Here is a 12,285-nt window from a genome sequence, read left to right as displayed (position 1 = left end):
TCGCTACGAAACGCGCGGCGCGAGGGCTCTGCGGCGGGCCCGGCGCGCGACGCTGCCGTCGTGCAGTGCCCAGCGCAGCGTCGGCGCCACGGTGCGCATGGCGGCCGCGCTGAAGGCGGCGCGCAACGGTGGGCGCTCCAGTTGCAGCATCTGCGCGGCCCACGGTGGCAACAACTGGATGCCGGCGTCGAGAAAAACGCGCACCGCCGGTTGCAGCCCTGGCCGCGGTGCCTGCCATGTCATCAAGACTTCCACTACGGTGCGGGTGCGATCGCTCGCCACCAGTTCGGCGCGCATCGCGTTCAGGTAAGCCTGCACCGCCGCGCGCGATTTCGGCACGTCGGTGGCACCCAGCAGCTCGGCAATCAACGCGGTTTCTGCAAAGTAGCGGTCTTGGTTGGCACCGCTCAGGCTGCCATCCACATAGCGCAGATAGCCCGCCAGGAAGCTCGACATTTCCGCCACGTGCACCCAGGTGAGCAGGTCCGGATCGTTGGCGGAATAGGGGCGCCCGTCGGGTGCAATGCCCTGGATGCGGCCGTGGATGACCTTGACGTGTTCGATCAGTGTCAGCGCATCGTGTCGGCTGCCGTAGGTGGTGCCGGCCACGAATTGCGCGGTGCGGCCCAGGCGCCCCTGCAGGTCTTCACGGAAGTTGGAGTGGTCCCACACGCCGGCGAGTGCGCGCGGATGCAGCGCCTGTAGCAGCAGCGCGCTGATGCCGCCTGCCATCATCGCGGGGAAGTCGGCATGGACTTGCCAGCAGACGGCATCGGGGCCGAACAGGCCCGGGTCGCCGGGGGGCGAGGCAATATCGAGCGTGAGGCCGCCGGTGGCGCGCGTCAGGCCACGGACCTGGTTGGCGATGCGTTCGCGCAGTGTTGCAAGCGGGGAGGGCATGGTGCCGGATGGGGCCGAACGGCGGGAGACGTGGATGCCTTCATTTTACCGAGCCGATCACACCCGCTGTGATGACGGAACGCCGCATGATATGCCCGGTGGGTGTGGCGCGTTTGTTGCGCACACGCTGCGATAGCGCCTCCTAAAATGCACAAACCACCTCGAGAACACGCCATGCAACGCACCCCTTACCGAAACGCCTGCTGGTTGGCCGCCATCATCCTGATGCTCGGTGGCTTGTGCCTGGGCGTGAGTCCGGCAGCGCACGCAGAAAGCGCCCAGGCCTTGCACGACAAGTACCAGAGCCTTGCGCCGCAGTTGGCCGACAACGCATTCCACCGCCCGCTGGCGCTCGACTCCACCGAGGCGCCAGACAGGCTCAAGAGCGACATCTACAGCGTGCTCGACTACCCGTTCGCCACCGTCAAGGGCGCGTTGGACGACCCGGAGCACGGCGCCGCCAATTGGTGCGACGTGCTGATCCTGCATCTGAACATCAAGTACTGCCACGCCACGCAGGGCACCGGCGGCAGCGTGCTCGACGTGAACCTGGGCCGCAAGGTGGAGGAATCACTTTCCAGTAGCTACCGCCTTGAGTTCAGCTATCGCCCGGTTGTGAGCAATGCGGATTACTTTCGTGTTGAACTCAGCGCGGATTCCGGCCCGCTCAGCACCCGGGACTACCACATCATGCTGGAGGCCATTCCCGCCCCGGGCGTCGCCAATCACACCTTTCTGCATCTGACTTACGCCTACGGTTATGGCGCCGCCGGCCGACTGGCCATGCGCACGTACCTTGCCACGGTGGGCAGCGGCAAGGTTGGCTTTACCAAGGCAGCGGAATCCTCGGGTGCGGAGCCCGAATACGTGGGCGGTGTGCGTGGTCTGCTTGAGCGCAACACGATGCGCTATTACCTCGCCATCGACGCGTATCTGAAGGCGTTGTCTGCGCCGCCAGAAAAGCGTCTGCAGCAGCGGCTCAACACATGGTTCAGCGCCACGGAGCAATACCCGCGTCAGCTACATGAGCTGGATCGACAGGATTATCTGGAGATGAAGCACCACGAAGTCGAGCGCCAGCAGACGGCGCAGTAGTGGTGCTGGTGGTGCACGCGGCGCTTCAGGCCGGCCGATACACCTTGGCGAAGCGCTGCGCCTGCACGACACCGTAGTCGCCGGGGGCGTATTGCAGGACCCAGTCTCCGGCTTGGCCGTGCAGCACGTCGCCCGCTTCGGAGCGCGCCATCGAGAAGGGTTCGTGCATCTGCTTGGCCAGCACCACGCTCGGGTGGTTGCGATACGCGCCGGGTTGTCCGTGCGCGAGTGATGCATCAGCCGGCAGGTACTTCGCATCGAAACGCTCGCGCGAGACCACCCAGCGGTCGCCCGTTGAACCGGTGATGAGCGCATCGCCGGGCGCATAGCGGTTGGGGCCTTCCAGACTCATCAGCTCGCCGGGCTGCGTGGCGAAATCGACCTGGACGGTCTCGTCCTTGACGAAGGTGCGTGCGGCGGGGTCGGTGCGCAGGTCGACGTGTTGCAGAGTGGGCATGAAGCGGTGACAGCGAATGTGCGGCGGAACAGCGAAGGCCGTAAGGGTAGCGCGAAACGCGCCGGTATTGCGGCGGCACTACAGCGTTGTGGGGTGCCCGCTGCGATCCAGCTCGAACACCTTGTGGCGTGCCAGGCAGTCCATCAGCCACGTGCCGGCGCGGCCCATCACGCGTGACTGCGCCCAGATCAGGTCCACGCCGACCAGCCAGTCGGTATGCGGATAGGCGGTGAGCTGCAGTTCGACAAACTCGCCGCGCGCAATGCCATCTCGCACAAGCTGGCGTGGCAGCGTGGTCCAGCCAAGGCCCGCGCGCATCATCTCCAGCAGAACGAGGTAGTTCTCGGCCTTCCACTCCTGTGTCGATGCCAGATACTCGGTGCTCGGCAGCGTGTTGCTGTGCGCGCTGAAGGCGAGCCGCCGGTGCTGGCGCAGCGTGCCGAAGTCCACGGTGGTCTCGCGCGCTAGCGGGTGATCCCGGCTGACGACGTGCACGAGGATCAGCTTGCCCAACTGCCTGAACGCGAGGTCCCGCGTGTAGTGCGGCTGCGAGAAGCCGATACCGAAATCCACGCTGCCGTCGCGCACCAGTGTCGTGATATCGCCATGGAAGGGATGACGGATGTCCAGGTCGACATGCGGGAAGGTGGCGGCAAATGCACGCAGCGGCTCGGTCAGTGCGCTGGCCGGAATCTCGATCGCCAGCGTGAGCTTGCGCTCGATCGTGTCGCCCAGGGCTTGCGCGTGAGCTTCAAGCGAGGCGCAGCGCTCCAGCACCAGCTCGGCTTCCAGCAGCAGGCGCTGACCGGCCTCTGTGAGCGTGGGCGAGCGGCTGCTTCGGTCGAACAGCGCCACCCCCAGGTCGATCTCCAGATTGGCAATGGCCGTGCTGACGGTCGATTGCGTCTTGCCCAGCCGCCGTGCTGCGGCCGAAAACGACCCGGCATGCGCAATGGTGGAAAAGGTCTCCAGCTGGTCCAGCGAATAGCGCACGGCGTCTCCTGGTGATCTAGGCATCTAAAAAATCGATGATTTCTAACTTCTTGTATCGATTCGTGCGGTGGATTATGCGCTGCCGGTTGCAGCGTCGTAAAGAACGCCTCGCCGGACAAACCGACACAAGAGGATGGAGACAACGACATGAAGACCCCACAGCCGGTGCATCCGGTGGATGAAATCCTGCCGCTGCGGCAACTGCTCAGTTACGGGCTGCAGCACGTGCTGGTGATGTATGCGGGCGCGGTGGCCGTGCCCCTGATCCTGGGCAGCGCGCTCGGCCTGACCCCGCAGCAAATGGTGACCCTGATCAACGCCAACCTGCTGACCTCCGGTATCGCCACCCTGATCCAGACCCTGGGCGTGTGGAAGTTCGGCGCGCGCCTGCCGCTGATACAGGGCTGCTCGTTCATCGCCATCGCGCCGATGATCATGATCGGCAAGCAATACGGGCTGGACCACGTGTTTGGCGCGGTGATCGCCAGCGGCGCGCTGACCATTGCGATTGCGCCAGTGTTCAGCCGGCTGCTGCGGTTTTTCCCGCCGGTGGTGATCGGCAGCCTGATCACCATCATCGGCGTGTCGCTCATGCCGGCTGCGGCCATCTGGTTGGGCGGCGGCAACCCGGCGGACAGCGCGTTCGGCAGCTTGCCCAATCTGCTGCTCGGGCTGGCCACGGTGGTGATCACGCTGTGCGTCTACGCGCGTTTTACCGGCTTTGTGGGCAACCTGTCGGTGCTGATCGGGCTGGTGGCGGGGACGGCGCTGGCTGCGTGCTTCGGGCTGACGCATTTTGCCGAGGTGGGCCGGGCGAACTGGTTCGAGATCAGCCCGCCGTTTGCATTCGGCCTGCCGGGTTTTGCGCTTACGCCCGTGCTGGTGATGACGCTGGCGATGCTCGTCATCATGGCGGAGACCACCGGCAACGTGCTGGCCATCGGCACCATCATCGGCCGGCCGTCGACGCAGCAGACGCTGGGCAACGCCTTTCGCGCGGACGGCCTGTCGACCATGCTGGGCGGCATCTTCAACAGCTTTCCGTACAACGCCTTTACGCAGAATACGGGCCTGATCGCGCTGTCCAACGTGAAGAGCCGCTTTGTGGTGGCATCCGCCGGCGCCATCATGGTGTTGATGGGGCTGTTCCCCAAGCTGGGTGCGTTGATTGCCTGCGTGCCGCGGCCGGTGCTCGGCGGTTGCGCCATCGTCATGTTTGGCATGACCACGGTGGCGGGCATCCAGGAGCTGTCGCGGGTGCGCTTTGAAGGCACGCGCAACGCCATTGTGGTGGCCGTATCGGTGAGCGTGGGGGTGCTGCCCATGTCGTTCCCGGCGCTGTTCGAGCATGTGCACGGGCCGCTCAAGCTGGTGCTCGACAGCGGCATCTTCCTGGGCGCGCTGACGGCCATCGTGCTCAACCTGCTGCTCAATCGCGAGTCCGCACCGCACACCGCCGATGTGGCCAGCCCGGCCGCCGGCGCTGAACTGCACTGATTCCCATTCCATACAACACTGACACCAGGGACTTCACCATGAACGCACGAGACGCCCAACCCCGACTGACCGACCGCGACATGGCGCTGCTGCGCCTGGCGATTCAGCTTGCCGACGATGCGCGCCAGCGCGGCCGCCACCCGTTCGGCGCGCTGGTGGCTGACGAGCACGGCAACGTGATCGCCACGGCGGGCAACAACTCCATGCCGCCTGAAGGTGACCCGACGCAGCATGCCGAGCTGGCCGCTGCGGCTGCCGCCGCCAAGGTGCTGTCGCCCGAACAACTGGCGCACTGCACGCTGTACACCAGCGCCGAGCCCTGCTGCATGTGCTCGGGCGCCATCTACTGGTGCAACATTGGCCGCGTGGTCTACGCACTGTCGGAGCACCATCTGCTAGTGCTGACCGGAGACCACCCCGAGAACCCGACGTTCTCGCTGCCGTGCCGCGAGGTGTTCGTGCGTGGGCAGCGGCAGATTGAAGTGCACGGCCCGCTGATCGAAGACGAGGCCGCCCGCTCGCACACCGGCTTCTGGAAGTGACCGGCATGCCCGGTATCTCGATTCATGTGGTGGACGTGTCGCGCGGCGTGGTGGCGCAGGGGCTGGCGGTACGCATCGAACGGCTTGCCGGCAACGAACGCGTGCTGCTGGCAGCCGGGCGCATCGGCCCGACGGGCACGCTGCGCGAGCTGGATGCACTGGCGGCGCAGTGCGTGGCTGGCGTGTATGAGGCGACCTTCGAGGTGGGGGACTACTACCGGCAGGCCGGCATCGCCTTGCCCGCCACGCCTTTTCTGGAGACGGTGCCTTACCGGTTCGGGCTCGACGATGTGGCGCAGCACTACCACCTGCCGTTCAAGATGACGCCGTGGGGGTACTCGTGCTTTCGGGGTGGCGCGTAACACGGTGTAGGCAGGCGCGGTGGCAACCGGGTCGGATCGCACGCACAATACCGCAGCCCAACCACGCGGAGCGCATATGCCGATCGACTGGACCCTCATCGAAACACGCGGGGCGGATGCCTTGCACGACACCATCGTTGAGATTGAAGGTTGGGCACTGTCGCTCGATGCGGCAGCGCAGTCGGCAAGCTACTTTCTGCTCTCGGCAGACGCGCCTTGCTGTGGTGGCTGCGTGCCACGCAGTCCGGCGACGAGCATCGAGGTGTTTGCCGCGCAGCCGGTGCGCATGGATGATGACGCCGTTCGCCTGCGCGGCCGTCTGCTGCGCTTGCAAAACGACCCGGCCGGTTGGCGCTATCAACTGGTGGCCGCCGCACCGACTGTCGCTCAACCTTCGGCCCAATCAGCACGCGTGAGCCGTCGCGTGTTCCTGGCCGCTGGCGCCGCGTTGGGGCTGGCGGCTTGCGCACCCGGCCGCTTCGCCAACTACACCGAAGGCGATGCCGGTGCGGACACGACTTGGACGCCATTGCCAGGTGCACTCACCATCGACATCCACAGCCACGCCGGCCGCGTGATCGTCTCGCGCGATCCCAAGATCGGCGCCAATCGGCCGTTTCTACCGGTGGCTGAGCCGATGCGCACCGGCGGCATGAACGTCATCTGCCTGGCCATCGTCACCGATACCACTGCCGTGCACGTGGCGGCCAGCGGCAACCGCTTCGAGGCCTTCCGTACGCCGGAGCCCGGCGAGTTGTATCAGCTCGGCCTGACCGAGTTTGCGCGTGCCCAGCGCTTGATCGACAAAGAGCAACTGCGTGTGGTGACAGATGCCGCATCGCTGGCAGCCATGGGCACACAGGGCCCGAGCGTCATCATCGCGTCAGAGGGGGCGGACTTTCTGGAGGGCCGCATCGAGCGTGTGGACGAGGCCTACACACAGCATCGTCTGCGGCATCTACAGCTCACGCACTACCGCGTGAACGAGCTGGGTGACATCCAGACCGAGCCGCCTGTGCATGGCGGTCTGACTGACTTTGGCGCGGAAGTCGTACGACGCTGCAATACGCTGGGTATCGTGGTGGACGTGGCGCACGGCACGTATGACCTCGTCAAACGCGCGGCGGCGACCACCACCAAACCGCTAGTGCTGTCACATACGGCGCTCTCCGGATCGCCCAGGGCGCGCAGTCGATTGATCTCGGCCGACCATGCGCGCGCCGTGGCGGACACGGGTGGTGTGATTGGCGTATGGCCCAATGCGGCGGATTTCCCCAGCATCGATGCCATGGCACTGGGCATCAAGCGCATGGCCGATGTGGTGGGCGTGGCGCATGTGGGGCTGGGTACCGACATGCTGGGCTTTATCAAACCGCCGGTGTTCAACAGCTACAAGCAGTTGCCTGCGTTGGCCACGGCGTTGCTGCAAGCGGGCTTCACGCAGGCAGAGGTGGGGCAGATTCTGGGCGGCAACTATCGGCGCGTGTTTGAGGCGACGGTGGGTTGATACGCGCGCAACGAATCAAGAAAGAACAGGGCGGAAGAAGCTGCGTTCGTAGCTGACAATGCAGCCGGTTTCGTCGGCATATTGGAAGGCGGCGATGCAGGCGGGGTCGGTTTTCGACTGCTCTCGATAGACCTCGTATGCCGCGAGGCTCGGGAACGAGAACAATGCCAGCGCGACGTTGTTCGCACCTTCAGAGGGCAGGAAATAGCCGTGGTGCTGGCCGCCAAATTTCTCGACCAGCGGAATCCACATCTTGCCGTAGGTCTCGAACTCAACAAGCCGGGCGGGGTTGATGATGTAGCGGAGGTAGCAGGTGATCATGGGGTGTGCGGGCGAGAGGAGAAAGGCTGTGAGCCTAAATGCCTGCCCGCCGCGTCGTCAATGTCCGTCATTCAGTAGTACCGCAGCTCCGTCGCCTTACCGTGGAACACCTTGTACGAGTAGATGGTGTAGCCCACGATGGTCGGCAGCACGATGGCCACGCCCACCAGCATGAACTCGAGCGATTCCGGTGCGCTGGCAGCCTGCCAGATGTCGAGCCGGTCCACCACCAGGTACGGGAACAGGCTGTAGGCCAGGCCGTTGAACGCCAGCAAGAAAATGGCGCCGGTGCCCACGAAGGGTGCCCAGATCAGGTGTTCATCCCCTTTGGCAATTTGCTGCGGTAGACGGCGCAGCACCCAATCGATCAGGCCGAACAGCACGATCGTCACCAGCGGCACCGGCGCCAGCAGGATGATGTTGGGCAAGGCAAACCATTTGTCGAACACGCGCGTGCTGACCCACGGTGTGGCGAGCGACACTGCCGCCACGCCCAGCGCGGTGAACCACAGGCTGCCGCGCGCCCACTGCACCGCGCGCAACTGCAGCGCGCCTTCGGTCTTCATGATCAGCCACGTGGCACCCAGCAGCAGGTAACCGGCAATCAGCCCGCCCGCCGTGCAGATCGCAAAGATGATGTTGGCGGTGTCGTAGTGGAAACCCGTGATGTACAGCCCCAGCATCAGCCCTTGCGCCGCCGTGGCGATGACGGAGCCTGCATAGAACGCGCGGTTCCACCACGGCTTGTGGTGCGCGCGTGCCTTGACGCGAAAGTCGAACGCCACGCCACGCAGCATCAGCCCGAACAGCATGACGGCGACGGGCAAGTACAGCGCGCCCAGGATCTCGCCATGTGCCGCAGGAAACGCCACCAGCAGCAGGCCGACGCCGAGTACGAGCCAGGTTTCGTTGGCATCCCAGAACGGGCCGATGGAGGCGATCATCGTGTCCTTCTCGGCATCATCGGCACGGCGCAGCAGGATGCCGACGCCCAGGTCGTAGCCGTCCAGCACCACGTAGGCCAGCACGGCAATGCCCATCAGGGCCATGAAGACCACCGGCAGCCAGCCGGCGGGTTGGGAGAGGTCAGGGAGGGTGCTCATGCGTGGCTCGCAACGGGGGCGGAGAGTTGGGGGCTGTGCTTGCCCGGAATGTCGGCGTCAGTCGGGTCGATGGCACCGCCGGCTTTGCGGGCCAGGTAGAACACCACGCCGATATACGAAGCGATGAGGAAGGCGTACAGCGCGAGGTACATCGCCAGCGTCGTGCCGATCATCTGGGCGGGCACGGTGGAGGCCGCCTGCGCGGTGGTCAGTACGCCGTAGACGAGCCACGGCTGCCGGCCAATCTCTGTGACGTACCAGCCGGCGACCACGGCTACCCAGCCGGAGAACGTCATCGCGACGAGGGTGCGCACGAGCCAGCGCGGCAGTTCTCCGTTACGGCGCAGGCGCCATGCACTGACCCATGACACCGCCAGCATCAGCAGCCCCACGCCCACCATCAGGCGGAAGGCAAAGAACACCGGTACCACGGGTGGGTGCTGGTCGAACTGATCCAACCCCTTGACCTCACCATTGAGCGAGTGCGTCAGATACAGCGATGCCAGCTTGGGCACGGCGATCTCGAAGCGGTTGCTGCGCGTGGCAGCATCCGGGATGCCGAACAGCACGGCGGGCACGCCGCGCTCGGTCTGCCAGATGCCTTCCATGGCGGCCAGCTTGGCCGGTTGGTGCTCCAGCGTGTTCAGGCCGTGTGCATCGCCTGCGACGATCTGCAAGGGGATCAACATCGCTGCCAGCACCACGCCCGTCTTGAGGCTGGCACGCACGTCGGCACCGCGGTCATTGCGCAGCCAGCGATAGGCGGAAAGCCCTGCCAGCAGGAACGACACCGTCAGCCCAGAGGCCAGCAGCATGTGCGTGAACCGGTACGGGAACGACGGGTTGAAGATGATCGCCAGCCAGCTTTGCGGATGCGCGCGGCCGTCGATCATCACGTAGCCAGTGGGCGTCTGCATCCACGAGTTGAGCGCGATGATCCAGAACACCGAGATGGTCGTGCCCAGCGCCACCAGGAACGTCGCAAACGTATGGATGCGCTGGCTCACGCGGCCCGTGCCGAACAGCATGATGCCGAGGAAGCTGGCCTCCAGAAAGAACGCGGTCAGCACCTCATACGCCAGCAGCGGCCCCGCAATATTGCCCACCGTGTTCATGTAGCCCGGCCAGTTGGTGCCGAACTGAAAGCTCATCGTCACACCGGACACCACGCCCAGCGCAAAGGTCAGCGCAAAGACCTTCACCCACAGGCGGTACGCGGCCATCCAGGCCTCGTCGCCGGTCTTGCGGTAGCGCAGCTTGAAGAACAGCAGCACCCAAGCAAGCGCGATGCTGATGGTGGGAAAGAGGATGTGGAACGTGATGTTGGCGCCGAACTGGATGCGCGCCAGGGCAACAGGATCAAGTGACATGGTGCTTCTCGGGGCTACTTCGATTTGCCGCCAACCACGACGGCAAGCTTGTTCTTCATTTCCAGCAGCTTGTGCACCTTGGCGCCCATCTTCATGAGCTGCTGCAAGGAGTCGGCATCGAGCTTCTGCACGTCGTCAAACCAGTTGGTCATGAGCGTGATGAGCTGGTACATCTCCTTCATGCGCGCCTGGGCGTGGCGGTCATCCGGGTCTGTGGGGGATTCGAGCATCACGTCGCGCAGCAGCGAAAGCGTGGGGTCGATCTCGCGCTTGCGGCGCTCTTCAGCCAGCGTGCGGAAGATGGTCCAGATGTCGTCGGGGGCCGAGAAGTATTCGCGCCGGTCGCCAGGCTTGTGCGAGAGCCGCACCAGCTTCCACGACTCCAGCTCCTTCAGCCCGATGCTCACGTTCGAGCGCGAGAAGCCCAGCGCCTCGGCAATCTCGTCGGCGTTGATCGGTTCGCGTGCCGCATAGAGCAGCGCATAGATCTGCCCAACCGTGCGGTTGATGCCCCAGCGGCTGCCCATCTCGCCGAAATGCAAGACGAAGCGCTGTTTCAAGGGAGAAAGTTGCATGGTTTTGATCTTTCTCAATTTTCAGGAATTTCTGAAAGTTTAGTCGTCTTGTGCGTTTGCACAATGCGGCGCGCTGTCGCGGCTGTCCGGTCTCAAAGTCAATGGCATCCGTCTCACCGTTGACGGTCCAGCGTCTCAGAGTTTCTTGAGAAAGAGGGTATGGAGGGCATTAACGAGCATGCCATTCCTGTGACGTCAATCGGAGGGGAGATGGGTTGCGCTCGAGGTGAATCGAAAACAACAATGCCGACATGCTCCCACCTATGACACGCGATCTGCGCGCCGCGAACGCGAACTCCCGTCGCGAACTGCTCAAGGTCGTCATTGCGACATCGCTTGTCACGTGTCTCGAGTTGTTCGACTTCACGGTGTTCAGCTACTTCGCGGTGATGATCGGTGACCAGTTTTTTCCGGCCACCGATCCGATGACGTCGCTGTTGCTTGCGGTCGGCACCTTCGGTGTTGGCTTCTTCATGCGGCCACTTGGTGCCATGGTGATCGGCGCCTATGCAGACCGGGTCGGCCGCCGCGCGGCCATGACGATCACCATCTGGCTGACGGCCGCAGGGACGGCCGCAATCGCCGTATGTCCACCCTTTGCGGCGATTGGCGTGGCGGCACCATGCATCATCCTCGTCGGTCGCTTGCTGCAAGGCTTTGCCGCCGGGGGCGAGGTGGGGGCGGCCGTGACCTTCGCAATGGAAGCCGGGCCGCCATCACAACGCGGGATTCTGGTCAGCTGGCAATACGCCAGTCAGGCTGCGGCTGCGTTGTTCGGTGCGTTGCTGGGCACACTGCTCACGAGCACGATGTCGCCGGCGAGCCTGACGCAGTGGGGTTGGCGCATTCCCTTCCTGATTGGATTGCTGATTGTGCCGGCGGGTCTCTACCTGCGGCGTCAGCTGGTCGATAGCCCGGCTCGTGGTGCTTCCGGTCGCAGCACCTCCCTCCCGATCGTCGAGCTGTGCCGGGAGCACGGTGGAACGCTCGTGCTGGCCACGTTGACGAAGATCTGGAGCACAGTGCCGGTCTACGCCGTCATCACCTTCATGCCGAGTTACGTGACGCGCGTGTTGCACATGCCGGCCATCATCGGGTTCTTGTCGTCCACGCTGTCGACGTTGCTGCTGGTCGTGGTGTCGCCGCTGTCGGGCCTGCTGGCGGACCGGTTGCCGCGCCGCAAGCCGTTGGTACTTATTACGTCGGGGGCGACGGCGCTGCTTGCGTATCCGGTTTTCGCGATGATGGCGCACGCTAAAGGGCCGCTGACCGTGTTGTTCGGGACGGCCGTCATTAGCGTGTTGTTGGCGCTGGGCACCAGCATCGGCGCATTGCTTGTTCTCGAAGCGTTTCCGGCACGCGTGCGCGCCAGCGGCTTTGCGATTTCGCATGCGCTGGGTGTCACGCTGTTTGGTGGCACCGCGCAATTCATCATCACCGGGCTGATCAAATGGACGGGCGATCCAGTATCCGCAGCCTGGTATGTGGCGCCCGCATGCCTGGTGAGTTTCTTGGCGGTGCTCGCGTTCAAGGAGCGCCGCGCAGTAGCCTGAAACCGATGGC

The 12,285-nt window shown here is 64.5% G+C and carries 13 protein-coding genes; 6 read left to right on the top strand and 7 right to left on the bottom strand.

Annotated elements, in window-relative coordinates; translation table 11 throughout:
• Positions 1-3 precede the first annotated feature (3 nt).
• Complete coding sequence (locus F7R11_RS17230) at positions 4-900, bottom strand: oxygenase MpaB family protein (RefSeq protein ID WP_021192717.1); 897 nt, start codon at positions 898-900, stop codon at positions 4-6.
• A 174-nt stretch (positions 901-1,074) separates the two neighbouring features.
• Between F7R11_RS17230 and F7R11_RS17225 the strand changes: the two genes are divergently transcribed.
• The gene (locus F7R11_RS17225) at positions 1,075-1,995 is read left to right on the top strand and encodes a hypothetical protein (RefSeq protein WP_064806742.1); all 921 of its coding nucleotides are present in this window, start codon (positions 1,075-1,077) and stop codon (positions 1,993-1,995) included.
• Between the two features lie 25 nt (positions 1,996-2,020).
• Here the strand turns inward: F7R11_RS17225 and F7R11_RS17220 are convergent, their stop codons facing one another.
• Together F7R11_RS17220 and F7R11_RS17215 are read right to left on the bottom strand one after the other, a co-directional pair.
• Positions 2,021-2,452: a PGDYG domain-containing protein gene (locus F7R11_RS17220; RefSeq protein ID WP_064806744.1), complete on the bottom strand. Its 432-nt coding sequence runs from the start codon at positions 2,450-2,452 to the stop codon at positions 2,021-2,023.
• A gap of 78 nt (positions 2,453-2,530) precedes the next feature.
• Positions 2,531-3,445, bottom strand: coding sequence for a LysR family transcriptional regulator (locus F7R11_RS17215; RefSeq protein WP_064806747.1), 915 nt, complete (start codon positions 3,443-3,445; stop codon positions 2,531-2,533).
• A 147-nt stretch (positions 3,446-3,592) separates the two neighbouring features.
• Here F7R11_RS17215 and F7R11_RS17210 point away from each other — a divergent pair, with 147 nt between their 5' ends.
• The 4 genes from F7R11_RS17210 (at position 3,593) to F7R11_RS27320 (ending at position 7,353) form a co-directional block, all read left to right on the top strand.
• Entirely contained in the window at positions 3,593-4,942 is a 1,350-nt protein-coding gene (locus F7R11_RS17210) for a nucleobase:cation symporter-2 family protein (RefSeq protein WP_064806749.1), read from the top strand.
• A gap of 38 nt (positions 4,943-4,980) precedes the next feature.
• On the top strand, positions 4,981-5,484 hold the full coding sequence (locus tag F7R11_RS17205; protein WP_064806750.1) for a nucleoside deaminase: 504 nt from the start codon (positions 4,981-4,983) through the stop codon (positions 5,482-5,484).
• Positions 5,485-5,489: 5 nt separating this feature from the next.
• Positions 5,490-5,846, top strand: coding sequence for a hydroxyisourate hydrolase (locus F7R11_RS17200; RefSeq protein WP_104577583.1), 357 nt, complete (start codon positions 5,490-5,492; stop codon positions 5,844-5,846).
• Between the two features lie 76 nt (positions 5,847-5,922).
• Entirely contained in the window at positions 5,923-7,353 is a 1,431-nt protein-coding gene (locus F7R11_RS27320; RefSeq protein ID WP_082932901.1) for a dipeptidase, read from the top strand.
• 15 nt (positions 7,354-7,368) lie between these two features.
• Here F7R11_RS27320 and F7R11_RS17190 read toward each other — a convergent pair whose 3' ends face one another.
• From F7R11_RS17190 to F7R11_RS17175, 4 genes are all read right to left on the bottom strand, one after another.
• Positions 7,369-7,674 (bottom strand): NIPSNAP family protein, encoded by a 306-nt coding sequence (locus F7R11_RS17190; RefSeq protein ID WP_021192709.1) that lies wholly within the window; start codon positions 7,672-7,674, stop codon positions 7,369-7,371.
• 71 nt (positions 7,675-7,745) lie between these two features.
• A complete protein-coding gene (locus F7R11_RS17185; RefSeq protein WP_064806752.1) occupies positions 7,746-8,777 on the bottom strand; it encodes a cytochrome d ubiquinol oxidase subunit II in 1,032 nt (343 codons plus the stop codon).
• Positions 8,774-10,147: a cytochrome ubiquinol oxidase subunit I gene (locus F7R11_RS17180; RefSeq protein WP_064806754.1), complete on the bottom strand. Its 1,374-nt coding sequence runs from the start codon at positions 10,145-10,147 to the stop codon at positions 8,774-8,776. The genes F7R11_RS17185 and F7R11_RS17180 overlap by 4 nt, the downstream gene beginning before the upstream one ends.
• A gap of 14 nt (positions 10,148-10,161) precedes the next feature.
• Positions 10,162-10,722 carry a GbsR/MarR family transcriptional regulator gene (locus F7R11_RS17175; protein WP_031328699.1) on the bottom strand — a complete coding sequence of 187 codons (561 nt, stop codon included), beginning with the start codon at positions 10,720-10,722 and terminating at the stop codon, positions 10,162-10,164.
• A gap of 263 nt (positions 10,723-10,985) precedes the next feature.
• Between F7R11_RS17175 and F7R11_RS17170 the strand changes: the two genes are divergently transcribed.
• Complete coding sequence (locus F7R11_RS17170) at positions 10,986-12,275, top strand: MFS transporter (RefSeq protein WP_064806756.1); 1,290 nt, start codon at positions 10,986-10,988, stop codon at positions 12,273-12,275.
• The last annotated feature ends 10 nt before the right edge of the window (positions 12,276-12,285 follow it).

It is taken from the genome of Ralstonia insidiosa, assembly GCF_008801405.1.
In the GTDB taxonomy this organism is placed as follows: domain Bacteria; phylum Pseudomonadota; class Gammaproteobacteria; order Burkholderiales; family Burkholderiaceae; genus Ralstonia; species Ralstonia insidiosa.
This window is presented reverse-complemented; position numbering and strand designations above follow the sequence as displayed.